We start from the raw sequence: 23,086 nt of genomic DNA, 5'->3' as shown, positions 1-23,086 counted from the left end.
AATCAACGCCCTGCCGCCCCGGCAGACTGGTCCGGCCTCCCCACCTCTCTCTGGACGCCGATGAACAAGACCCTGGCGCTGTTGGCGCTGCTGATCCTTCCCTTGCTTGCCTCAGGAGCCGACATGTCCCACGGCGCAGACAACTTCTACACCAGTGACCAGGTGACCGTGCAGAAGGTCACGTTCAAAAACCAGTACCGCATGCAGGTCGCCGGCAATCTGTTCGTGCCCAAGGCACTGGACCGTTCCACCCGGCACGCCGCGATTGTCGTCGGTCACCCGATGGGTGCGGTAAAGGAACAGAGCGCCAACCTCTATGCCACCCGCATGGCCGAGCAGGGCTTCATTACCTTGTCGCTGGATCTGTCGTTCTGGGGCGAAAGCGAAGGTGAACCGCGCAATGCAGTGTCGCCCGACATCTATGCCGAAGACTTCAGCGCCGCCGTCGATTTCCTGCGCGCGCAATCGTTCGTGGACAAAGACCGCATCGGTGCCATCGGCATCTGTGGCAGCGGCAGCTTTGTGATCAGTGCCGCCAAGATCGACCCGCGGATCCAGGCCATCGTCACGATCAGCATGTATGACATGGGCGGCGCCAACCGCAATGGATTGGGCCATGCCGTCACCGTGGAACAGCGCAAAGCCGCCATCGCCGCTGCCGTCGCCCATCGCGATGCCGAATTCGCCGGCCAGCCGCCCCGTTACACCAGCGGCTCGGTGCATCGGATCGATGCGGATTCCTCGCCGATCGAACGCGAGTTCTACGATTTCTACCGCACGCCGCGGGGTGAGTACACGCCGGCCGGTTCGTCGCCCGAGCTGACCACGCACCCTACCCTGACCAGCAACCTGAAATTCCTGAACTTCCATCCGTTCGCAGATATCGAGACGATCTCGCCGCGCCCGATGCTGTTCGTCACCGGTGAGACCGCCCATTCGCGGGAGTTCAGTGAAGAGGCCTTCCGCCTGGCCGGGCAGCCCAAGCAGCTTGTCGTGGTGCCGGGCGCCGGCCATGTGGACCTGTACGACCGGGTGGACCTGATCCCATTCGATACGTTGACGCAGTTCTTCCGCGCCAACCTGCATTGAACCGGCATCAGGACGTGCTCGTGCCCTCACCGCCGGTGAATGCCACCGCCCGCCAATGGGGCGGCGTGCTGGCGATGTCCCTCGGTGCGTTTGCCCTCGTGGCCGCCGAGTTCATGCCGGTGAGCCTGCTCACTCCGCTGGCGCGCGATCTGCACGTCAGCGAGGGGCAGGCCGGTCAGGCCATCGCCGTCTCCGGCGCCTTCGCACTGGTCACCAGCCTGATCATCGCGCCTCTCGCCGGCGGGGTCGATCGCAAGCGGCTGCTGCTCGCGCTTACCGTGACCATGATGCTGTCGGCGACGCTCGCCGCATTGGCCCCGGACTTCACCACCTTCATGGTCGGGCGCGCGTTGATCGGCATCGCGATCGGTGGCTTCTGGTCGATGTCGGCGGCCACTGCCATGCGCCTGATACCACCACACCAGGTGCCGCGCGCGCTGGCGCTGGTCAATGGCGGCAATGCCCTGGCCATGGTGGTGGCGGCACCGCTGGGAAGCTACTTCGGTGCCGTGGTCGGCTGGCGCGGCGCGTTCTTCCTGCTGGTGCCCGTGGCCTTTGCCGCCCTGCTGTGGAAGATGGCGACGCTGCCGCGCATGCAGGCAACCGGTGCGCCCGCCTCATGGAACGTGCTCGGGCTGCTCCGGCACCGCGTTGTGGCGCTGGGCATGCTCGCCACCTGTCTGTTCTTCATGGGGCAGTTCGCACTGTTCACCTACCTGCGGCCCTATCTGGAGACAGTGGGCGGCATCACCGTCTCGACGCTGTCGCTGATCCTGCTGATGATCGGCGGTGCCGGGGTGATCGGCACCGTGTTGATCGAGCCGTTCGTGAAGAACTGGCTGTATGCCACCTTGATCGTGCTTCCGTTGCTGATGGCGGCGTTGGCCCTGGCCCTGGCATTGGCGGACCCGGCACTGCCGCTGACGGCGATACTGCTTGGCCTGTGGGGTCTGTTCGGCACCTCGGCACCGGTTGCGTGGTGGACCTGGCTGGCCAGGACGCTGCCACGCGATGGAGAAGCCGCCGGTGGGCTGATGGTGGCCGTTGTACAGATGGCGATCGCGCTGGGCGCCACCCTGGGCGGCGTGCTGTTTGACGGGCTCGGCTATCGCGCCACGTTCATCGCCAGCGCCGGGGTGTTGATGGCTTCGATGTGGGTCGCGGTGCTTGCCCGGCACGCCAGTCACCGCGGTGCCGCACTGGCGACATGATCATTGTCGTAGCGCCGGCGGCCACCGCTCAGCCGCGCGCAGCGGCCAGTGCAGCATCGATCTGCGCAAGCAACCCACGCCGTTCCGGCACGCCCGGCATCACCCGCACCAGGTTGCGGACCATCCGCAGGTCCTGTTGCCTGCCAAGCTGATCACCCAGCGCATGCAGCGCGCGCGCCTGGTGGCCCGGTCCTGTCCGTTTGACCGAGGCCGCGAGCGCACTGTCCAGTGCGGGCATCGCCTCCAACTGCATCCGCAGGCGACGCACTCTGCGCCGCCAGCGATGCAGGTCCTGCGGATCTGCGGTGCGGGCGGCGCGCTTCTCCGCCTTGGCAGTACGGCGTTCGCTGCGGGCCAGACCCTTGCGGAGATCGCGCGCACTCAGCGCGTCCCATGGCTGCGCCTGGAGTTCACCGGCGATACGCAGCAGCGCCGCGTGACGACGTGCAAACGCCGGGTCGCGCGCCAGCGCCCGGGCGAGCAGTACGTCGCGCCGCGCCATCAACCGCCTGCACACCTCCGCCCACGGCGGGGCGGGCTGCTGCGCGGCGAGGTGCTGGCAGGTCTCCACCACCACATGGGCATCGCGCAAGGCCGACAACCCGTGGCCGAGCCGGCGCAGGGCCGCGTCGGTCCGGGCGGTCTCAAGGTCGCTGCTCTCCAGCACGGCGAGCAGCGCGCGAAGGCGGCGTATCGTCTTGCGCGCCCGATGCACGGCATCGTGGACATCGGGCTGGAGCGCCAGCGCAGCGGCGATGGCCCTGCACTCACGGTCTGCCAGTGCGCGGGCGGCAGGGCCGATGGCGGGTGGCGACATGGCGGTTTCCCCCGGAGGCGTCGGGGGATTGTACCCATGCCGGCGGTCCGCCAGCTCAGCCCGGGTTGAACATCTGCCGCACGCCCCGAAGCAGCTCGTTCACACTGAACGGCTTGGGCAGCAACGACATGCCCTGCCCCAGGAACTCATTACGGACGGCCGCACTCTCTGTGTAACCGGTGACGAACAGCACCGGCAAATGCGGGCGCAATACCCGTGCTGCGTCGGCAAGCTCACGGCCGTTCATGCCCGGCAGCCCCACATCGGACAGCAGCAGGTCCAGCTCGCGGTCCGAATGCAGTTCCAACAGGGCCTGCTGTGCGTTGATGGCCTCAACGACCTGATAACCGGCCTCCACCAGCATCTCCCGGACCATCATGCGTACCGAATCGGTATCGTCCACCAGCAGAATCCGCTCGGCACTGCCACGGGTCAGCTGTGCGGGTGCCAATGTGTCGTGGGCCGCAGACTGGAGCTGCCCCTCGGGCAGCAGCAGCTCGATCTCGGTGCCCTCGCCCCGTTCGCTGGCAATGCGCGCACTGCCGCCGGATTGGCGCGCGAACCCATAGGTCATCGACAGCCCCAGCCCGGTCCCCTCGCCCTGCGGCTTGGTGGTGAAGAAGGGCTCGAATACCTTGGTCAACAGCTCCGCGGGTATGCCGACGCCATTGTCGAGCACGGTGACGGTGATGTAGTGGCCAGGCGCAAGCTCATGGTCGCGCTCGATCTGGGCACGTCCGGCGCGGATGCGGATCAGCCCCTGGCCCGCCAGTGCATCGCGGGCGTTGATGACCAGGTTGAGGATCACGTTCTCGAACTGGTTCGGGTCGGCGACCGCGATCAGCGGTTCAACGCCCAGTTCCAGCTCGAGTTCGATGTTCTCACCGATCGATCGCTGCAGCATGTCTTCCAGCGAGCGCACCCGCGCCACGACATCGAAGGTCTGCGGATCGAGCGGCTGTTTGCGGGCAAACGCCAGCATGCGCTGGGTCAGCGCGGCGGCACGGTGTGCCGAGCCCGTCGCGATCTCGACATAGCGCGAAGCCTTGTCCCATTTACCGCTGGAGGCGGCGATCTCGATCATGTCCAGCCCGGAGATGATCGTGGTCAGCAGGTTGTTGAAATCGTGCGCGATGCCGCCGGTGAGCTGGCCCAGCGCGTCCATCTTCTGCGCCTGCATCAACTCGATCTCGGTGCGCTCGCGCTCGGCGATCTGGAAGGCAAGCTCAGAGGTTGCGCTCTCCAGTTCCTGGCGCTGCTCGTTGGCGCGCGCATGGTGTTCGGTGGTGTCTTCGATCAGCACCAGGCCCTGCCCTGCGGCCTGGTACGGGGTCACCCGCCACTCGGTCATGCGCACGGCACCGCCGACCCGAAGGCTGAAGGTTCCCTGCCACCGTTCGCCTTCGGCCAGCGCGACTTTCAACGCACTGAGCGGGACGACCTGATCCTGCAGCAGCTGATCGAGTTGACCTGGCCCTGCCTGCTGGCCCAGCAGACGGGTGAACGCATCGTTGGCATCGTGTGCGTTCAGTGACGCATCCAGTACCGCGATCGGGGCATTGATATGGCGGAAAATCTCGCGGAACCGCGCCTCGGTTTCGCGCAGCGCCTCTTCGGCCCGGCGGGCGCGAAGCAGGCTGCGCAGCGTGGCCAACAACACATCCGGATCGACCGGATGGATCAGATAGGCATCGGCGCCGGCGTTCAGGCCGGTGATCATGTCACCGGTAGCGATGGATGCGGCAGAGACGTGTACCACCGGCAGCAACTGCAGCCGCGCGTCCTCACGCAGCTGGCGCACCACATCGAAGCCGCTCATGTCCGGCAGGTTCACATCCAGCACCAGCGCGCCGAAATCATGTTCGGCCAGGCGTTTGAGTCCCTCACCGCCGGTGCCCGCTTCCTCGACATGGAACCCGTGGTGCTCAAGTACGCGGCGCACCGCGTAACGGGTCGCCACATTGTCATCCACCACCAGGATGCGATCAGGACTGGGCATGCGTGGCCTCCGTGGCCAGTGTCAGCGGCAGTACGACATAGAAGTCCGAGCCTTTGCCGATGTCACTCTCAACCCCGACATGCCCACCCAGCAGCTCGGCAAATCGCTTGCACAGGGACAAACCAAGGCCGGTTCCGCGCAGGCGCTTCTGCAGCGGTGTATCCACCTGCACGAAATCCTCGAACAGGGTCGACTGGAGTTCGGCGGGGATACCGATGCCGGTATCGCGCACGCTGAAGCGCACGGCGCTCTCACCTTCCAGCCGGGTGGATACCACCACCTGGCCATTGGGCGTGAACTTCAATGCGTTGGAAATGAAGTTGCGCAGGATCTGCGCCAGCTTCTTGTCGTCGGTATAGAGCAGCGGCATGACCGGGGGGTCTTCGAATACCAGGTCCACCTGATTGCCTTCCACCAGCGGGCGGAACATGCCACGCAGCGCGGAGAACAGGTCCATCAGGTCGAACCAGGCCGGCGAAATGGTGATCCGCCCCGCCTCGATCTTGGCCAGATCCAGCAGGTCGTCCACCATCTCGCGCAGTTCACTGGTCGAGGCGCTGATGAAGCGCACCTGCCGACGCTGCTCCTCGGTCAGCGGGCCATCCATGCCGTCCTCCAACAGGCGCGTCATGCTCAGGATCGAGCCCAGTGGCGTGCGGAACTCATGGCTCATGTACGACAGGAACCGGCTCTTCAGCTCGGACACCTCGCGCAGTTGCTCGGCCTGCTCGTCCAGCTCGGCATACAAGGCGAGCACCCCCTGATTGGTTTCATCCAACTCAGCGCGCAGCGCATCGGCTTCCAGGCGCAGCCGTTGCAGCTCCTGATCATCGGGTGAAGCGCTCAATGCAGATCTCCAAGACGCAGGGCAACAATGCCGGCGTCATCCCGGCCACGATCGAAATCACGCTGCAGCACCGCCACGATCAATGCCGGGTGGCGGTGCAGCAGACCGGGGTAGTCACGCAGGCTCCAGCGCGCCTGCAGGCCATCACTATGCATGACCAGCAGCGTGCCTGCCGCCGCGTGAAAATGGAATGGTTGTGCCTTGCGGTACTGCACGCCCACGATACCCGGGTGTGAGGCCAACCCACGCGAACCGGTGGGCTCGCACAGGCTCGCGGCGATATTGCCGATACCGGCAAACTCCACCTGCAGGGTGGCCACGTCCACGCAGGCAACGGCCGCTGCACCGCCCCGGGTGCCGGACATGCCCGCGTGCAGGACGCCGATCAACGCCGCTGCGCCGCCCGCGGCCGTGTGCGCGACTGCCTCCACGCCGGCCCGCGACGCATCGGCGGCGGGCAGTCCATGGCCGAGGCCATCGATCACGGTCACCGCCACGGTTGGTCCGTCGGCGCGGATATGCCATGCATCGCCGCACGCCAGCTCGTGCCGCATCGGAATGCGCAGCGCGCCGTAGGCCACATCGATATCGCGTGGCGCACGGCTGGCGTAGATCCGCGCCACCACCACCGCGCCCTTGGCATCGGACCAGGCATCCAGCACGGTGGCCTGGCGCTGGATCGCACCGAGCCCCAGCCCTTGGGTGCCCCCGGTCGAGTAGCCGTCCGGAAGACACTCGGCCAGGGAAAAGCCCGGACCGGTGTCCACGGTGCACAGCTCCACACCGTTGCCGCCGCGGCCACAGACCACGGACAGATACATGCGTCCGCCGCGCCCATGCTTGAGCACGTTGGTCGCCATCTCCGTGGCCACCAACGCCGCGCGGCCGGCGTCCATTTCGTCCAGGCCGACATGATCGGCCAGCGCCAGCGCTTCGCGCCGGGCCTGTCCGACCTGGGAGGTTTCTTCGACCAGCACGACCCGCGTTACCTGCCCGGCGAAGTTCAGCTCCATTTGGTGATCGTGATGCGGGTGCCTTGCCCCGGCGCACTCTCCAGTTCGAATTCATCCACCAGCCGGCGCGACCCGGACAGCCCCAGGCCCATGCCCGAGCCGGATGACCAGCCATCGGTAAGGGCCTGCGCGACATCAGGGATGCCGGGGCCGTTATCGGCGAAGACCAGCCGGACGCCTTTGCGCAGGCCTTTCTCCACGACCTCCCAGTCCATGGTTCCGCCGCCGCCGTAGATCACGGCGTTGCGGGCCAGCTCGCTGGCGGCCGTGACCAGCTTGGTCTGGTCGATCAGACGCAGCTTGCAGGCCACGCAGATCTGGCGCGCGGCCTGGCGGGCCAGTACGACATCCTGCTCGATGCGGATCGGCAGCGAACCACTGGACGCACTCATGAGGCAGCTTCGTCTTCGTCGGTACGCTGCAGCAGCTTCATGCCCCGCTCCACATTGAGCGCGGTGCGCACGCCACTGAGCGTAAGGCCCAGCTCCACCAGCGTGATCGCCACGGCCGGCTGCATGCCCACCACGACCGTGGTGGCATCCATGATCCGGGCCAGCGACGAAATGGTGGCGATCATGCGGCCGATGAACGAATCGACGATATCCAGTGCGGAAATGTCGATCAGCACACCGCGCGCGGAGGTGCTGCGGATCTTCTCGGTGAGGTCGTCCTGCAGCGTCAGCGCGAGCTGGTCATGCATGTCCACCTGGATCGTCACCAGCAGCAGATCGCCCATCTGCAGGATCGGGATGCGCTCCATCTCAGCGGGCGGTCCGGGTGACGGTCTGACCGGTGCGCTTGAGCGCCAGCGCCAGTGCGTCGGCCAGATTGGCCTTGGTCACGATGCCCTGCAGGTCCAGCCCGAGGTGCACGATGGTCTGGGCGATCTGCGGTCGCACGCCGCTGATGATCGCATCGGCGCCCATCAGGCGGATGGCAGTGACGGTCTTCAGCAGATGCTGGGCCACCAGCGTATCCACGGTCGGCACGCCGGTGATATCGATGATGGCGATTTCAGAACCGGTATCCACGATGCGCTGCAGCAGCGACTCCATCACCACCTGGGTGCGCTGCGAATCCAGCGTGCCGATCATCGGCAGCGCCAGCACACCGTCCCACAGCTTCACCACGGGCGTGGACAGCTCGAGCATTTCTTCCTGCTGGCGCTGAATCACGTCTTCGCGGGTTTTCTGGAACACGCTGACCGTGTGCAGCCCCAGCTGATCGATCAGCTCGGAGATCGCCCACAGCTGGTCGCCCAGCTGCGCCGGGTCATTGGCATACCCCTGCTGGATCACGTCGAACAGCGGTCGCTTGAGCGAGAAGATGAAGCTCGCGGTCTCCGACGAGTTGAATCCCTTCAGCACGCGCTCGCGGGAAAGTTCTTCCAGGAAGCGGCGGATGTCCTGCCACTCCACGCGTGCGATCGAGCTGACGTCGGTGGCCGACACCGCATCGAGGAACAGGCGCCAGAATTCGCGGACCTGGCTGTCCAGCTCGCGGGACGACAGCCGGCCGTCCTGCGCCTGGCTGGAACCGGCCAGATTGCCGGCCCATGCGGCCAGCAGGGGCTCCTGATGGCTGCGGATGAGATCGATCGTGCGCTGCTGCAAAGCCGCCATGGAAAGGGTCCTGAAAGAAGGGATACACCGGGTGGGCTGGCGACCCATCACCGATATGAATGGGGGTCGCAATCTTCAAAGCTTAAATGAATTCAGGAAGATTGGGCATGACGGCAGATGCCGATGGCGTGAAGGTTCCGTGCACCTCCCTGACTCATTCAGATTGTTGCGATAGGCGGTGCGCGTACCGCCCCTCCATGGGCAGCCCGCCATAACGCATCAGGCCGCCCTAAGGCGGCCTGATGGTGGAGCGGTCAGCGCAGCAGCGCGAACAGGAGCAGCAGCGGAATCGGAATGCCGAGCATCCACAGCAGAATGTACTTCATGGTGTTTCCTCCCTTGGGATGATCAGGTTCACAGGTCGCGGCGACGGCCGCCCCAGGTAGCACTCAGGCTGGCAATGAAGGCACCGATGAGCAGCGTGATGAACAGCCACAGCGCAGCGTAAGCGGTGGCCTTGCGGGCATCGTCCGCCGCCTGCTTGGCCTGCTGCTTGGCGTTGTCCAAGGCCGCACGCAGGCGGGTCTGCACATCGGTCACGCGGGCCTGGGCTTCGGCCTGACTCATGCCCGTCTGTGCCGCCACCAGCTGACCCAGGTACTGCGTATCGGCAGGGTCCATGGTGTCGGACTTGAGGCTGTTGACGATGATGCGGTTGACCTCGGTGCGCACCTCACGACTGTCCGGACGGCGGTCTGCACCCGGCATCGGGCGCGGCGGCGGCGGTGCGCCATTGACTGGCGGTGCCGACAGTGCCGCTGCATCGGCCGGGCCGGCCGGCGGCGCGGGCTGCGCCGCGGTCGGGTTGGCGCGGAACAGCGAATCCACCCAGTACTGCACGTCCCCCTGGTCACTGCCCATCGCGGCCGAGCCCGCACCCGCGGCGGCGATACCACCCGCAGTGGAGGCTGCCGCACCTGCGGTAGCACCAGCCACCTTGGCACCGGCACCGAGAATGCCGCCGATCGCAGAGGTCAGCAGCGCGGCCGTCAGCAGCGTGGCCACGGCCCACGACACGAAACCATGCGCGGTATCGCGGAAGTAGGTTTCATCGCCGTGTAGGTTGCTCCACTTCGTGCGCAGGCGACCGGCCAGATAGCCACCCAGACCGGAGGCTGCGATGGCGGTGAAGGTCAACCAGGCAATGCTGGACCAGCCAAACGTCTCGGCCGTCACGCCTTCAAACGACCACGGCGAGACGGACGACAGGCCCAGGCCCACGCCGAGAATCACCAGGATCAACGAAAGCGCGGCCGCCGCAATCGCACCGGCCAGGATCGCACCCCATGACACGGCGCTGTCGCGCGGAAGATCCACCACCGGCGGTGGGGTGACCACGGCCACAGTCGCCGCAGCGACGGGCTCGGGGTGGGCGTAATCGCCTCGGGTATTCATAGCGTATGGCACTCCTTTTCATGCGCTGCGGACGCAGCTCGCATCGGCAGGCTGCGCTTCAGCTCGTGAAATATGCGAGACGCTGAAAACAAGACGGTGTGGACACCAGGCCTGATCAGACCCGCCGACCGAGCAGCATGATCACACCGACCAGCCCACCCAGCGCACCGACAGCCGCCAGTTCGATGGACGGCTCACGCAGCCGCAATGCCATCACCATGCACAGCACGCCCAATCCGATGATCACCGCGCCGATGGCGGCCGCACGCGCGGAGCCATAGAAGTGCGTGCGGCGGATCGGCTCGCTGACCGCTGGCTGCTGGCGTTGCCAGGTCGCCAGCGCCTGGTCGAATTCGCGCAGCAAGCGATCACGGCTCTGCAGATCGGCCGCACTCACCATCAGTGTCGCCCGGCCCGGCCGCACCAGTTTCAGATAGTCATCGGTGCCCCAGCTGGACAGCTCATCGAAGGGCACCGCATCGCGCCGCGAGAACATCAAACCGTCGGGCAGGACCATCACTTCGTTGCGCGTCGGGAACCCCTGGAAGGCCAGCAGCGGTGGCAGCACCAGGCATAGCATCGCCACCAGGATGGCGACGCCCACCGGGCCGCGATTGAGCACGATGAACATGAAACTGCCCGCCGCCAACGCGAATGCGAGCGGCACTGCCAGCTGGTGCCAGCGGGTGTAGACCGAGACTTGGATACCTTCCCTTGGCGTCACGATGACCTCCCTCCTTTATCGGCCCGCGGCCGAACAGCTCAGGCCACCATGGTCTTCGATGTCGTGCACAGCGGCAAATCCGCTGATATCAAAACGGTTATCAGCCTGCCATCGTCGCGCCTGTGAATATGCTGATGAACATGCGTACCAAGCGGCGATGAACTTTTACGACATTCACGTGGCAATAATCCCATTACGCCAGGGATGGCACGTGACCGGCCAGGGATGGCCTTTCAGCGGATGCAGTGGAACGGGGGCTGCATCGCCGGCGACTTGGCGCGTCCAAGGGGATTATCTGGAAGCACTCTCATGACACTGGCATTATCCGGTCGCGTTGTCGCGACCCTGTTCCTGGCCTCAAGCCTGTCCTTCGCCGCATCGGCGGCGACCAAGGCACCCTTTCCTGCCGAAGGCGTCTGGCGCGGCGAATTCACCATCGATGGCGACCCCATCCCCTTCAATTTCGAAGTGAAGGGCAAGCGCGCGCAGGACGCGACCTTCACCCTGCTCAACGGCACGCGTACGGACAAATTCAAGGTCACCCCGCGCGATGACGGGACGTTCTCGGTGAGGATGAACACCTACGACGCCGTCCTGGAAGGCAAGGTCTCCGAGGATGGCAAACACCTCGTGGGCCAGTACAAGGACCTGGTGCCCAGCCGCAACGGGGCGCGCAACCTGGCCTTCACCGCCGAACAGGGCGCGGCATGGCGCTTCGTCAAGCCCGGCCAGGACGAGGCGCCGGCGGCGGACCTCAGCGGCAAGTGGGCCGTGCAGACCATCGACAAGGCTGCCCGCCAGGACAAGCGCAACCAGGTGGCCCTGCTCAAGCAGGAAGGAAACCGCCTCTCGGGCGTGTTCATGACCGTCGTCGGCGATACCCGCGAGCTGGAAGGCACCGTACAGGGCAACCGCTTCTATCTGTCCGGCTTCAGCGGGCCGAGCCCGTTGCTGATCCGCGGCACGATCGATGAAGACGGCAACATCCAGGGCGCGTTCGGCAGCGGCATTTACAACGTGGTCAAGTTCGAGGCCGAGAAGAGCGACAAGGTGGAGCTGCCCGATCCGTACAAGCTCACCTTCCTCAAGGATGGCCAGGACCGCATAGATTTCAGCTTCCCCGATCTGCAGGGCAAGCAGGTCACGCTGCAGGACGACAAGTACCGCGGCAAGGTGGTGATTGTTGAAGTGATCGGCACCTGGTGCCCCAACTGCACCGACCAGACCTACTTCCTGGCGCCGTGGTTCAAGCAGAACCATCACCGTGGGGTGGAAGCGGTGGCCGTTGCCTTCGAGCAGGAAGACAACTTCGATTATTTCCAGAAGACCCTGACCACCTTCAAGGATTATTTCGACATCCGTTACGACATCGTGTTCGGTGGTATCGCCGACAAGAAAGTCGCCACCGAAAAACTGAAGGGGCTCAATTACATGGCCGCCTTCCCGACCACGATCATCATCGGCCGCGACGGCAAGGTCCGCGAGATCTATACCGGCTACACCGGCACGGTCACCGGTGAGTATCACCGGGATTACGTGACCCGCTTCAACAGCCTGCTTGACGGACTGATCGCCGAACCGGATCCGTACGCGGCCAGCGCCGCTGCTCCCGCCGCCCCGGCGACGACCGCATCACTGGCGGTCGCCCCGTAACCCGCTGCAGCGGCCAGCGCGTCTGGCCGTTGCTCACCCGCTCCTGCGCTGCCTGCCCGGCACGGCCTCTTCGTGATGCCGCGGGCGACTGCGCGCCACTGCCCAGAGAACTTCACATGCGTACTCCCCTGATACTCGCACTGCTTGCCCTTTCCAGCGCACCCGCCGTGGCGACCGCCGCGCCGGTGACCTATCAGCTCGACCCCACCCACACCGATGTGCTGTTCACCTGGAACCACAACGGTTTCTCCTTCCCGACCGGCCGCGCGGCGATCAGCAGCGGCACGCTCATCTACGATGCGGCCAAGCCCGCTGCGTCGCAGGTGCAGGTGGAGCTGCCACTGGCCGAGCTGGCCACCCACGTCCCGAAACTGGACGAGATCGTCAAGGGCGACAAGCTGTTCGATGTGGCCAAGCACCCGCAGGCCAGCTTCCGCAGTACCTCGGTGGTGTCGCAAGGCACCGGCCGCCTGAAAATCACCGGTGAGCTGACGCTGCATGGGGTGACCCGCCCGGTCGTGCTTGAGGCCACGCTCAACAAAGTGGGCGAACACCCGAGCCGCAAGGTGCCCACGATCGGCTTCAACGCCACGGCCGTCATCCGCCGCAGTGAGTTCGGCCTGACCGGGTTCCTGCCCAACATCGCCGACGAGGTGCAGCTGCGCATCACCACCGAGGGCCAGGGGGCGAAGGAGTGAGTCGCAGCCTTGCCCCGTGGGTTGCCGCGTTGCTGCTCATCCCGTTCGGCGCGGCCGCCGCCGATACCCCGAAGGTCGCACTCGATCCGCGCTTGGAAGCGCGCACCGACGGCACCCGTGAGCTGGTGATCGACGCCCGCATCGAACCCGGCTGGATTCTGTATGCCTCGGATTTCGAGCAACCGCAGATCGGCCCACGGGCAGCGCGGGTGACCCTGGCCGGTGGCGAACAGGCGCAGGGACCGCTGCGCTCGGTCGCGCCGCGCGAAGGGCACGGCCGCAGTTTCGCCGGCGAGTATCGCTATACCTACTTCAGCGAACGCGGTCAGCTGCGCCTGCCGGTCGCCGCCGGCACCGGACCGGTGAACGGCACCCTGCGTGCCCAGGTGTGCTTCGAGGAGAGCGGGCTGTGCGAGCTGGTCCAGCAGGAGATCGCCGCGCGTTGAGCGCGGCACCGCCATGTCCCGCCCTGTCCGCTCCCTTGCCCTGCTGGCCGCGCTGATCGGCGTTGCGGTACTGGCGCCGGTGTTCTCCGCCGATGCCCCGACCTACGACGGTGATCTCTCCGACAACCCACGCGCCCAGCTGGGCCGCCAGTTGTTCTTCGATCCCATCCTGTCGCGCGACCGCACGGTGTCGTGCGCCAGCTGCCACCAGCCTGCCCGCGCATTCGCCGATGACCGTGCGCTCAGCCTGGGCGTGGAAGGCCGTGTGGGCACCCGCAACACCCCCAGCGTGATGAACAGTGCCGGGCGCACCCGTTTCTTCTGGGATGGCCGCAGCGAAACCCTGGAAGAGCAGGCCCTGGCGCCGATCGCCAACCCGCTGGAAATGGACCTGCCGGTGGATCAGGCAGTGGCCCGGCTGCTTGCAGACCCGGCGTGGGTCGCGCGCTTCCAGGCGACCTACAACGCCGCACCCAGCCCGCGCACGCTGGGCCGGGCGCTGGGCGCCTACCAGAAGACCCTCAATACCGTGGACAGTCCCTACGACCGTTATGCACTCGGCCAGGAAGACGCGATCAGCGACGCGGCCAAGCGCGGCCGCCTGCTGTTCATCACCAAGGCACAGTGCGTGAGCTGCCACGCCGGCGAGGATTTCACCTCGGACCGCTTCAAGAACATCGGCATCTACAACGGCCGCGAGTTCAATGACGAGGGCCGCGGCGGCATCACCGGCGATCCCACGCAGAAGGGCGAGTTCAAGGTGCCCGGCCTGCGCAACGTCGCACTGACCGCGCCGTACATGCACAACGGCATGTTCAAGACCCTGCGCGAGGTGATCGTGTACTACAACGACCCCGGCAAGGTGATCGCCGATTCGATCGGCCGCGATGCACAGCTGCGCGATCCGCTGCACCTGACCGAAGCGGAGATCGACGATATCGAACAGTTCCTGCACACCTTGACCGATGACCGCTTCGCGTCGCGTGCGACGTCTTCGATGGCCTCCCCTCCATGACCTCTCCTGCTTCGCATCTGCCGGCGCTGCTGGCCAGCGTACTGATGCTCGCGCTGCCCCTGGCATCGCACGCAGCCCCGCCAACACCCCCCGCATCCGCCGGCCAGGCCGCGCCCGCCCTGCACTGGACCGATCTGGACGGCGCCCCGGCGGCGCTGGCGCAATGGCGCGGCCGCCCGGTGCTGCTCAACTACTGGGCCAGCTGGTGTGGGCCCTGCCTGAAGGAGCTGCCGGACCTGCAGCATTTCTCGCAGGCGCAGGCACCGCTGCCGAACGGCGTGCAGGTGGTCGGCATCGCACTGGACGACATCGAGGCTGCCAACGCCCTGCGCGACCAGCTTCAGCTCACCTATCGGCAACTGGTGGAGAGCGACGGCCCGCCCGGCAGCGCCGCCACGTTCGGCAACCGCATCGGGACACTGCCCTTCTCGGTGTTGATCGATGCGCAGGGCACGGTCCTGCAGGTCCACAACGGACCGCTGCATCCGGCCGATCTCGAGCGCTGGGCCGCTGCCGCGAGGGGGGCGCCGTGATCCACGCCCGGCGCATCGCCGCCGCGGCCGAACGCTGTTGTCCGGGTGCGCTGCCTCACCGCGCCTGATCCGGCGCTACCGCCGTTGCCTGCCCGCCGCATGCCCCTGCGCATCGGCCTTTCTTCTCCCTGGGGATCCTCCATGCTGTCCACGCACCATCGCCTGCCGTTGGCCCTGGCCATCGTTTCCGCGCTCTCCCTGCCCCTTGCCGCCCACGCAGCGCCGGAGACGAATGCCAGTGCCATCACCGCTACCAGCACCGCCACGCTCGATACGGTCACCGTGACCGGCACCCGCGCCCAAGGCCGCACCGTGCGCGAAAGCGCGGCACCGATCGATGTGCTGTCGGCGGAAGACATCCGCGCGGCCAACGCGACCAGCCTGCTGGATGTGCTCAACACCACCGTGCCCAGCTTCAACCTGCCGCTGGAAACCGGCGATCTGAACAGCATGGTGCGCGCCGGACAGCTGCGTGGCCTCAACGCCAGCCACGTGCTGGTGCTGGTGGATGGCAAACGCCGCCACGCCACCGCACTGCTGGGCGCCGGTGGTTTCGGCGGCGCCGCACCGGCCGATCTCGCCCTGATCCCCACCGGTGCGATCGAGCGCATCGAAGTGCTGCGCGATGGCGCCTCGGCGATCTACGGCTCGGACGCCATCGCCGGGGTGATCAATATCGTCACCAACAAGGCGGCGCGTGGCGGCAACGTCTCCTACCGCGATGGCACCTACTTCGCCGGCGATGGCCGTTCGCGCGTGGTGCAGGCCGATGTCGGCTTCGGCATCGGCGATGGCGGCTATCTGCATCTGGCCGCACAGCTGGATGATCAGCACGCCACCGACTACACCAGCCCCGCACGCGATACCTTCCTGTATTACTTCCCGCGCAACTCGGCCGGCACGGCGATCCGGCCCGGTGGCAACCAGGCCAGCAACCCGACGCTACCCGCCGGTGCCACGCCGGATCCGCGCGAAGCCACCCGCGACAACAACGCCTGGCGCAACCGCGGCATCCGCGCGTTCCGCACCAAGACCGCCACCGCCAATGCCAGCCTGCCCCTGGCGGCGACGGTAGAGGCCTACGGGCTGCTGACGCTGGCCCAGCGCGATGCATGGGCACCGCAGAACTTCCGCCAGCCGCTTCGCAACGAAGTGGTGCGGGCCATCGATCCGGATGGCTTCGCACCCACCGAGCACATCGACGAGAACGATGCCGCGCTGACGCTGGGCGTCCGCGGCCAGGCCGGCGAGTGGGATTGGGACCTCAGCAGCGGCTACGGGCGCGATGCGATGGACATCAACCTGCACAACAGCATCAACCCCACTTATGGGCTGGACAGCCAGACCGACTTCTATATCGGCGACCTGCGCTACAGCGCTTGGACCCACAATCTGGATGTGCGCCGCCGGCTGCAGACCGCGTGGCTGGCCGCGCCACTGGAGCTCAGCTCGGGTGCGGAGTACCGCGACGAGCGCTACCGGATCGGCGCCGGCGACGTGCAGTCCTATACCCATGGCGGGCAGCGGGTGCTGGATGGTCCGTATGCCGGCACCGTACTGGGCATCGGCCTGGGCGGCTCGCAGGCCCTGCCCGGCTATCGGCCGGAAGATGCGGTGGATGTCAGCCGCAACAGCGGCGCGGTGTACGTCGGCGTCGCTGCCGACCTGGGCGCACGCTGGCGGGTGGACCTGGCCGGCCGGCATGAGCGTTACTCGGATTTCGGCAGCGAGACCACCGGTCGCCTGTCCACCCGCTTCGCTGTGCACCCCCGGCTTGCCCTGCGCGGCACGATCAGCAACGGCTTCCAGGCACCTTCCCTCGCTGCGCAGGCCTACCGCAACACCTCCAATGGCAATTTCTACACCGACCACATCCTGCAGGCCGGCTCGCCGCAGGCCATCGCCCTGGGCGCGCAGCCACTGCGCCCGGAAACCTCGCGCAGCCTCAGCCTGGGGATCGTGGCCGAGCCGTGGCAGGGCGCGTCGCTGACCGTGGATGCCTACCGCATCGATGTGGACGATCGCATTGCCTTGTCCACCACGTTCCGCGAGGGCCTGTATCCCGGCTCCGGTGCGCTGGTCACCTCGGTCGGGCTCGGTGCCCAGGACGGTGTGCGCTACTTCATCAATGCCGCCAACACCCGCACCGAAGGCGTGGAGGCCACCCTGGAAGGCCGCTGGGATCTTGGCCGCGCCGGTGCCCTGCGCTGGACCCTGGCCAGCAGCCATACCCGCGCGAAGATCACCGGCCTGGCCCCCACGCCCGCGGTGCTGGCCGCCTTCAATGTGCCGGTGTTCAGCACCGGATCGCAGAACGAGTTGCTTTACAAGGCGCCGAAGTCCCGGCAGGTGCTGGGCCTTGACTGGAGCTTGGGCCGCTACCGCGTCGGCCTGCGCCAGAGCCGCTACGGGGACATCCAACGCTATGGATCGCCGACCACGGTGGCCAGCAGTGGGCCTTATGCGGGCCAGGCCGAGATCGCCTACGACATCGGCGGCCTCTGGATCACCGATCTGCAACTGGGCGCCACCCTGCCCGGCGGCTGGGACGTGGCACTGAACGCCAACAACGTGTTCGACCGCAAGGTCACGAAACTGCCCGAGCCGCTGCTGGCGGCGAACGAGTACTACCGCTACGCCAATGGGGGTCCGATCGATGGCTCCGGTGGGCTCTGGTCAGCCACCCTCAGTTACCGCTGGGACTGATCCGCGCGCAGCGCAAGGAACACCGTCGCATCCTCACAAATCAGGACGATCGCCTATGCAAAAATAAGGGAACTGTGGCACACCGCGTCGCAGGTGACGGTGTGTGCTCCTGAAAGACCAGGTGCCGCCGTGCCCTTTGGGCGGTGTCCAGCACTGGTAAAGATCAGGAGTCAATGAATGTCCTCGAGGAATTCCGGCGCAAGCGCCTTGGATCTGTCCAGCTGTGCGCGTGAGCCGATCCGTACCCCCGGCGCGATCCAGCCCTACGGATTGATCCTGGTCCTCGACCACCCGACATTGACCGTCAACGCCCGCGCCGTCGCGCGGCCGGAACTCATCGAGACGCTCGGCGATCCGCTCGGGCAATCCCTTGACACCGTGCTCGGCGGCACGCTGGCCCACTGCAGGCCGCTGCTGGTGGCGCTGGAGCAAGGTGCTTCGCACTTCCTCGGCGCGCTTCCGGTCGGCATGGCCGGCCACCACCCTACGGTGGCGCACCGCATCGGGGATGACGTCATCATCGAGCTGGAAGCCCCGGTGCCGGGCGAGCCAGGCTCGCTGGAAGACCTCTATCCCTCGATCCGCCGCTTCATGGCCGCGATCGAGCGGGCGCCCACCACGCAGGCCCTAAGTGAGATCGCCGCGGTGCATATCCGCGAGCTGACCGGCTTCGACCGCACGATGATCTACCAGTTCGACCCGGACTGGAACGGCGCGGTCGTGGCCGAGGACCGCAACAGCGTGTTGCCCTCCTACCTGGATCTGCGCTTCCCGGAATCGAACATTCCCGCGCAGGCGCGTGAGCTGTACCGGCAGAACCGGATCCGGCTGATCGCTGACAGCCACTACACCCCGGTACCGCTGGTGCGCGTGCCCGCGATCGCCGAGGCGCCGCCCACCGACCTCGGCCCGGCCATGCTGCGCAGCGTCTCCCCGGTGCACCTGCAGTACATGCGCAACATGGGCACCGGTGCATCGATGTCGGTCTCGGTGCTGTGCGAGGGCGAACTGTGGGGCCTGATCTCCTGCCATAACCGGCGCGCGCGCCGGGTGCCGTACCACGTGCGCACGGCCTGCGAGTTCATTGGCCAGATCCTGTCGCTGCAGATTTCGCTGAAGCAGCGCGCGGTGCAGGTCGAAGAACGCATTGCACGCCGCGCCATCCAGGTGCGGCTGCTCGGCCGGATGGCCGGCGATACCGACTTCATGGCCGCGCTGGGCCGCGATCAACGCAGCCTGCTCGCGCTGACCCAATCGGCCGGTGCGGCGATCGTGCACCGTGGCGAATGCATCCTGCACGGCGACTGCCCGAGCCAGCGCCAGGTGATGCAGCTGGTCCAGTGGTTGACCGCCCAGCCTATCGAGGGCGACATCTTCTGCACCGACACGCTCCCGCAGCAATGGAAGCACGCCGAAGCCTTCGCCGGCGTCGCCAGTGGCGTGCTGGCCATCTCCATCTCGCAGATCCACGACAGCTTCGTGATCTGGTTCCGGCCGGAGGTGGTCCGCACCGTCCGCTGGGGCGGTGATCCGCGCAAGGAAGAAAGCGAGCAGCCGCTGTCGCCGCGCACCTCCTTCGAAGGCTGGAAGCAGACGGTGCGCGAGCAGTCGCTGCCCTGGAACGAGGTCGACCGTGATGCCGCGCTGGAACTGCGCACCGCGATCGTGGACATCGTGCTGCGCAAGGCCGAGGAGATGGCGGCGTTGAATGAACAGTTGCTCCGCAGCAACAAGGAGCTCGAAGCGTTCTCCTATTCGGTCAGTCATGACCTGCGCGCACCATTCCGCCACATCGTGGGCTACTCCGAACTGCTGTGGTCGTCGGCCGGCGAGCGATTGAACGATTCAGAAAAGAGATTCCTCGAGACCATCGTGGAGTCGGCAAAATCGGCAGGGACGCTGGTGGATGATCTGCTCAGCTTCTCGCAGATGGGCCGCTCCACGATGGGCCAGATCGCGATGGACATGACCGCCTTGGCCGACGACGTGCGCCACAAGCTGGACATGGAATACACCGGCCGTGCCATCGCCTGGGAGATCAGGACGCTGCCCAGGGTACTGGCCGACCCCGGCATGCTGCGGCTGGTCTGGCAGAACCTGCTGTCCAACGCGATCAAGTTCACCCGTGACACGCCCGAGCCACGCATCGAGGTGGGTCACCAACGCAATGACACGGAGGACATCTTCTTCGTGAAAGACAACGGTTGCGGTTTCGACATGCGCTATGTGGACAAGCTGTTCGGCGTGTTCCAGCGGCTGCATCACGTCGATGAGTACGAAGGCACCGGCATCGGCCTGGCCAACGTGCACCGCATCATCACCCGCCATGGCGGCCGCACCTGGGCCGAAGGCCAGGTCGGCGCCGGCGCCACCTTCTATTTCACCATTCCCTTTGCTGATGGAGACCACCTATGAGAGATCTGCGACCGATCCTGCTCGTAGAAGACAACCCGAAAGACGCCGAATTGACGATGGCGGCGCTTGCGCGCTGCCAGCTGCTCAACGACGTGACCCATGTGCGCGACGGCGTGGAAGCGCTGGAGTATCTCCGCTGCCAGGGTCCCTATGCAGGCGCCATGCACGGCGGCCCGGTGGTGGTGCTGCTGGATTTGAAACTGCCCAAGCTCAACGGCCTGGAAGTCCTCAAGGAAATCCGCAGCGACCGCGCCCTGAGCAGCACCCCGGTGGTGATGCTGACCTCCTCGCGGGAAGAACAGGATCTGATCCGCAGCTACGAACTGGGCGTCAACGCCTTCGTGGTCAAGCCGGTGGATTTCAAGGAGTTCCTCGAGGCGATCCAGGGGCTGGGCATGTTCTGGGGCATCACCAATCAGCCGCCACCGCACGGCACCCTGTTCGGTGGGAAGAGTACAAACGATGGCTGAGGCCGCCACAACAAAGACCATCAGGATCCTGATGGTCGAAGACAGTGCACTGGATGCAGAGCTGATCACCGCGCAGCTGCGCCGCGCCGGGCTCCCGTTCACGGCCGAACGCACCTGGTCGCACCAGGGCATGCTCGATGCCCTGACCACCGCCTCGTTCGATGTGATCCTGGCCGACCACGTGCTGCCAGGCTTCGATGGCGACGCTGCCCTCGCCCTGGCCAGCGAGATCGCCCCCGGGATTCCTTTCATCTTCGTTTCCGGCACGCTTACCGAAGAACTCGCCGTGCAGGCGCTCAAGCGCGGCGCGCGCGACTATGTAGTCAAATCGCGCCTGCAGCGCCTGCCCGATGCCGTGGTCCGGGGCATCCATGAAGCCCAGGAGCGCCGCCGGCTGCTGCGTATCGAGGCCGAACTGCACGACAGCCACCAGCGGCTGAAGCTGATCACCGATTCGCGGCCCGCGCTGATCGCCTACTTCGGCCATGACCACCGCTACCGTTTCGCCAACAACGCCTATATCGAGTGGCACGGCCGCACGCCCGACAGCCTGATCGGCCGGCACACCCGCGAGGTCGTCGGCGAGGACACGTTCAACAGCATCCAGCAACATCTCGACCGGGTGCTGCTCGGTGAGAAAGTCAGCTTCGACATGCTCTCCCTGCGCAGCAACGGTGCCGCCCGCCATGCCCAGGTGGACTGCGTACCCGAGCTGGCACCGGATGGGTCGGTGCTGGGCTACTACGCCCTGGCGCGCGATATCAGCGACCTCAAGCAAGCGCAGTCGTTGCTGAAGGCCAGTAACGAGTCCCTGGAGCGCCAGGTGGATGAGCGGACCTCGGCACTGCACCGGAGCGAAAGCCGGCTGCAGGCGCTGTTCGAATCCAGTTTCCAGCACCAGAACCTGCTGACCCTGGATGGCCACATCATCGACACCAATTCGGCCTCGCTGGCCGCCATCCTGGCGGACAAGCAGGACGTGCGTGGCAACCTGTACTGCGAATCGGCGTGGTTCGCCGACACGCCCGGCGTTCCCGGCGTTGTCTGCACGGCCATCCTGGAGGCTGCGGCGGGCACGGCGTCGCGCCACGAACTGGAACTGCGCCTGCCGACCGGCAAGCGCACGTTCGATTTCTCCTTCCGCCCCCTGTTCGACCATCAGGCACGGATCACCGCCGTCGTCTCCGAGGCCGTGGAAACCACCGCGCGGCGGCAGGCTGAAGAAGCGCTGCGGCACAGCCAGAAAATCGAGGCGGTGGGCCAGCTGACCGGTGGCATCGCGCATGATTTCAACAACATCCTGACCGTCATCGCCGGCAACATCGAGTACGCCAAGATGCTGACCGACCGGCTCGGCGACACGGCAGGCAATTCGTCACGCGCGCTCGACAACGCGATGAAGGGCGTCATGCGTGCGGCCAACGTCACCCAGCGCCTGCTCGCCTTCTCGCGTCGGCAGCCGCTGAAGAACCTGCCGGTGGATCTGAACGAAGAAATGCGCGGCATGCAGGACATGCTCAAACGGTCGCTGGGCGAGCTGGTGCAGATCGACATGGTGCACAGCCCGGATATCTGGTGCGTGGAGATCGATCCGAGCCAGCTGGAAGCCTCGATCCTCAACCTGGCGGTGAATGCACGCGATGCCATGCCCGAGGGCGGCCGCCTGACCATCGAGATGGACAACATCCACCTGGACAAGGATTACGCGGCGCAGCACCCGGACGTTCCGCCCGGCCAGTACGCCATGGTGCGCGTCCGCGACAGCGGCCAGGGCATGCCGCCGGAGGTCATGGCGCGGGTGTTCGAGCCCTTCTTCACCACCAAGGAGGTTGGCCGTGGCACCGGGTTGGGCCTGTCGATGGTGTATGGCTTCGCCAAGCAATCCGGCGGGCATGTTCTGCTCGATTCCACCGAGGGCAGCGGCACCACGATCACGCTGCTGTTCCCGCGCTCAGCCTCCGCCCTGCCGAGCGTGCGCCCGGCCGATGCACAGGCGCTGGACGCCTTCGAGGTCGAGGCGGAAACGACCGTGCTGGTCGCCGAGGACAACGACGATGTGCGCGCTTACACCGTCGATACCCTGCGCCAGCTGGGCTATCGCGTGCTCGAGGCGCATGACGGCCCCTCGGCGCTGCGGTTGCTGGATCGCACCGACGTCAGCGTGGACCTGCTGTTCTCCGACATCGTGATGCCGGGCATGTCCGGCTGGGCCCTGGCCAAGCAGGCACTGGTCCGCAAGCCCGGCCTGCGGGTGCTGTTCACCTCGGGTTATCCGCGCGATATCGACGCAAGCGGCACCGTTGGCCGCACCATCGCCCTGTTGGCCAAGCCCTTCACCCGCAGCGATCTGGCGCGGTCCATCCGCACTGCCCTGTTGGATGAAAGCCCCACCCAGAGCGGCAGCGCCTTGAACTGAGGCCATGCCAGGCGGTG

The 23,086-nt window shown here is 66.3% G+C and carries 20 protein-coding genes; 11 read left to right on the top strand and 9 right to left on the bottom strand.

The features are described 5' to 3' along the window. Positions 1–60 precede the first annotated feature (60 nt). Together QMX81_RS00885 and QMX81_RS00880 are read left to right on the top strand one after the other, a co-directional pair. Positions 61–1,089 (top strand): alpha/beta hydrolase, encoded by a 1,029-nt coding sequence (locus tag QMX81_RS00885; protein WP_282257490.1) that lies wholly within the window; start codon positions 61–63, stop codon positions 1,087–1,089. 20 nt (positions 1,090–1,109) lie between these two features. After that, positions 1,110–2,300 (top strand): MFS transporter, encoded by a 1,191-nt coding sequence (locus tag QMX81_RS00880; protein ID WP_282257489.1) that lies wholly within the window; start codon positions 1,110–1,112, stop codon positions 2,298–2,300. Between the two features lie 28 nt (positions 2,301–2,328). Here the strand turns inward: QMX81_RS00880 and QMX81_RS00875 are convergent, their stop codons facing one another. The 9 genes from QMX81_RS00875 to QMX81_RS00835 form a co-directional block, all read right to left on the bottom strand. After that, positions 2,329–3,117: a CHAD domain-containing protein gene (locus QMX81_RS00875; RefSeq protein WP_282257488.1), complete on the bottom strand. Its 789-nt coding sequence runs from the start codon at positions 3,115–3,117 to the stop codon at positions 2,329–2,331. 55 nt (positions 3,118–3,172) lie between these two features. Then, positions 3,173–5,116, bottom strand: a complete 1,944-nt coding sequence (locus QMX81_RS00870) for a response regulator (RefSeq protein WP_282257487.1) — start codon at positions 5,114–5,116, stop codon at positions 3,173–3,175. Beyond that, positions 5,103–5,963, bottom strand: coding sequence for an ATP-binding protein (locus QMX81_RS00865; protein ID WP_121037414.1), 861 nt, complete (start codon positions 5,961–5,963; stop codon positions 5,103–5,105). The genes QMX81_RS00870 and QMX81_RS00865 overlap by 14 nt, the downstream gene beginning before the upstream one ends. After that, positions 5,960–6,976 carry an ATP-binding protein gene (locus QMX81_RS00860; RefSeq protein WP_282257483.1) on the bottom strand — a complete coding sequence of 339 codons (1,017 nt, stop codon included), beginning with the start codon at positions 6,974–6,976 and terminating at the stop codon, positions 5,960–5,962. The genes QMX81_RS00865 and QMX81_RS00860 overlap by 4 nt, the downstream gene beginning before the upstream one ends. Next, on the bottom strand, positions 6,967–7,368 hold the full coding sequence (locus QMX81_RS00855) for an anti-sigma regulatory factor (RefSeq protein ID WP_121037420.1): 402 nt from the start codon (positions 7,366–7,368) through the stop codon (positions 6,967–6,969). The genes QMX81_RS00860 and QMX81_RS00855 overlap by 10 nt, the downstream gene beginning before the upstream one ends. Next, the gene (locus QMX81_RS00850) at positions 7,365–7,736 is read right to left on the bottom strand and encodes an STAS domain-containing protein (protein ID WP_019184175.1); all 372 of its coding nucleotides are present in this window, start codon (positions 7,734–7,736) and stop codon (positions 7,365–7,367) included. Before QMX81_RS00850 ends, QMX81_RS00855 begins: the two co-directional genes overlap by 4 nt. 1 nt (position 7,737) lies before the next feature. After that, a complete protein-coding gene (locus tag QMX81_RS00845) occupies positions 7,738–8,598 on the bottom strand; it encodes an STAS domain-containing protein (protein WP_121037423.1) in 861 nt (286 codons plus the stop codon). A gap of 354 nt (positions 8,599–8,952) precedes the next feature. Next, positions 8,953–9,993 (bottom strand): hypothetical protein, encoded by a 1,041-nt coding sequence (locus QMX81_RS00840; RefSeq protein ID WP_121037426.1) that lies wholly within the window; start codon positions 9,991–9,993, stop codon positions 8,953–8,955. A 115-nt stretch (positions 9,994–10,108) separates the two neighbouring features. Next, positions 10,109–10,717: a hypothetical protein gene (locus QMX81_RS00835; RefSeq protein ID WP_121037428.1), complete on the bottom strand. Its 609-nt coding sequence runs from the start codon at positions 10,715–10,717 to the stop codon at positions 10,109–10,111. A 309-nt stretch (positions 10,718–11,026) separates the two neighbouring features. Here QMX81_RS00835 and QMX81_RS00830 point away from each other — a divergent pair, with 309 nt between their 5' ends. The 9 genes from QMX81_RS00830 (at position 11,027) to QMX81_RS00790 (ending at position 23,069) form a co-directional block, all read left to right on the top strand. Continuing rightward, complete coding sequence (locus QMX81_RS00830; RefSeq protein ID WP_152151203.1) at positions 11,027–12,370, top strand: TlpA disulfide reductase family protein; 1,344 nt, start codon at positions 11,027–11,029, stop codon at positions 12,368–12,370. 116 nt (positions 12,371–12,486) lie between these two features. Then, on the top strand, positions 12,487–13,068 hold the full coding sequence (locus QMX81_RS00825; protein ID WP_121037434.1) for a YceI family protein: 582 nt from the start codon (positions 12,487–12,489) through the stop codon (positions 13,066–13,068). Next, entirely contained in the window at positions 13,065–13,514 is a 450-nt protein-coding gene (locus QMX81_RS00820; RefSeq protein ID WP_282257471.1) for a protein-disulfide reductase DsbD domain-containing protein, read from the top strand. Before QMX81_RS00825 ends, QMX81_RS00820 begins: the two co-directional genes overlap by 4 nt. 13 nt (positions 13,515–13,527) lie before the next feature. Continuing rightward, entirely contained in the window at positions 13,528–14,529 is a 1,002-nt protein-coding gene (locus QMX81_RS00815) for a cytochrome c peroxidase (protein WP_282257469.1), read from the top strand. Further along, positions 14,526–15,062 (top strand): TlpA disulfide reductase family protein, encoded by a 537-nt coding sequence (locus tag QMX81_RS00810; protein ID WP_282257467.1) that lies wholly within the window; start codon positions 14,526–14,528, stop codon positions 15,060–15,062. The genes QMX81_RS00815 and QMX81_RS00810 overlap by 4 nt, the downstream gene beginning before the upstream one ends. Before the next feature lie 141 nt (positions 15,063–15,203). Next, the gene (locus tag QMX81_RS00805) at positions 15,204–17,768 is read left to right on the top strand and encodes a TonB-dependent receptor (protein ID WP_282257465.1); all 2,565 of its coding nucleotides are present in this window, start codon (positions 15,204–15,206) and stop codon (positions 17,766–17,768) included. A 177-nt stretch (positions 17,769–17,945) separates the two neighbouring features. Continuing rightward, complete coding sequence (locus QMX81_RS00800) at positions 17,946–20,183, top strand: ATP-binding protein (RefSeq protein WP_282257463.1); 2,238 nt, start codon at positions 17,946–17,948, stop codon at positions 20,181–20,183. Continuing rightward, complete coding sequence (locus QMX81_RS00795) at positions 20,180–20,653, top strand: response regulator (protein ID WP_282257462.1); 474 nt, start codon at positions 20,180–20,182, stop codon at positions 20,651–20,653. The genes QMX81_RS00800 and QMX81_RS00795 overlap by 4 nt, the downstream gene beginning before the upstream one ends. Then, complete coding sequence (locus QMX81_RS00790; RefSeq protein WP_282257461.1) at positions 20,646–23,069, top strand: hybrid sensor histidine kinase/response regulator; 2,424 nt, start codon at positions 20,646–20,648, stop codon at positions 23,067–23,069. The genes QMX81_RS00795 and QMX81_RS00790 overlap by 8 nt, the downstream gene beginning before the upstream one ends. Positions 23,070–23,086 lie beyond the last annotated feature (17 nt).

Source organism: Stenotrophomonas sp. PS02301, from assembly GCF_029959485.1.
GTDB lineage: Bacteria > Pseudomonadota > Gammaproteobacteria > Xanthomonadales > Xanthomonadaceae > Stenotrophomonas > Stenotrophomonas maltophilia_Z.
Note: the sequence above shows the minus strand (reverse complement) of the source record. Positions and strands in the feature narration are given on the sequence as shown.

Coding starts and splice junctions, on each gene's coding strand:
- QMX81_RS00885 (WP_282257490.1), top strand. CDS start 61: ATGAACAAGACCCTGGCGCTGTTGGCGCTGCTGATCCTTCCCTTGCTT.
- QMX81_RS00875 (WP_282257488.1), bottom strand. CDS start 3,117: ATGTCGCCACCCGCCATCGGCCCTGCCGCCCGCGCACTGGCAGACCGT.
- QMX81_RS00870 (WP_282257487.1), bottom strand. CDS start 5,116: ATGCCCAGTCCTGATCGCATCCTGGTGGTGGATGACAATGTGGCGACC.
- QMX81_RS00860 (WP_282257483.1), bottom strand. CDS start 6,976: ATGGAGCTGAACTTCGCCGGGCAGGTAACGCGGGTCGTGCTGGTCGAA.
- QMX81_RS00855 (WP_121037420.1), bottom strand. CDS start 7,368: ATGAGTGCGTCCAGTGGTTCGCTGCCGATCCGCATCGAGCAGGATGTC.
- QMX81_RS00850 (WP_019184175.1), bottom strand. CDS start 7,736: ATGGAGCGCATCCCGATCCTGCAGATGGGCGATCTGCTGCTGGTGACG.
- QMX81_RS00845 (WP_121037423.1), bottom strand. CDS start 8,598: ATGGCGGCTTTGCAGCAGCGCACGATCGATCTCATCCGCAGCCATCAG.
- QMX81_RS00840 (WP_121037426.1), bottom strand. CDS start 9,993: ATGAATACCCGAGGCGATTACGCCCACCCCGAGCCCGTCGCTGCGGCG.
- QMX81_RS00830 (WP_152151203.1), top strand. CDS start 11,027: ATGACACTGGCATTATCCGGTCGCGTTGTCGCGACCCTGTTCCTGGCC.
- QMX81_RS00825 (WP_121037434.1), top strand. CDS start 12,487: ATGCGTACTCCCCTGATACTCGCACTGCTTGCCCTTTCCAGCGCACCC.
- QMX81_RS00815 (WP_282257469.1), top strand. CDS start 13,528: ATGTCCCGCCCTGTCCGCTCCCTTGCCCTGCTGGCCGCGCTGATCGGC.
- QMX81_RS00810 (WP_282257467.1), top strand. CDS start 14,526: ATGACCTCTCCTGCTTCGCATCTGCCGGCGCTGCTGGCCAGCGTACTG.
- QMX81_RS00805 (WP_282257465.1), top strand. CDS start 15,204: ATGCTGTCCACGCACCATCGCCTGCCGTTGGCCCTGGCCATCGTTTCC.
- QMX81_RS00800 (WP_282257463.1), top strand. CDS start 17,946: ATGTCCTCGAGGAATTCCGGCGCAAGCGCCTTGGATCTGTCCAGCTGT.
- QMX81_RS00795 (WP_282257462.1), top strand. CDS start 20,180: ATGAGAGATCTGCGACCGATCCTGCTCGTAGAAGACAACCCGAAAGAC.
- QMX81_RS00790 (WP_282257461.1), top strand. CDS start 20,646: ATGGCTGAGGCCGCCACAACAAAGACCATCAGGATCCTGATGGTCGAA.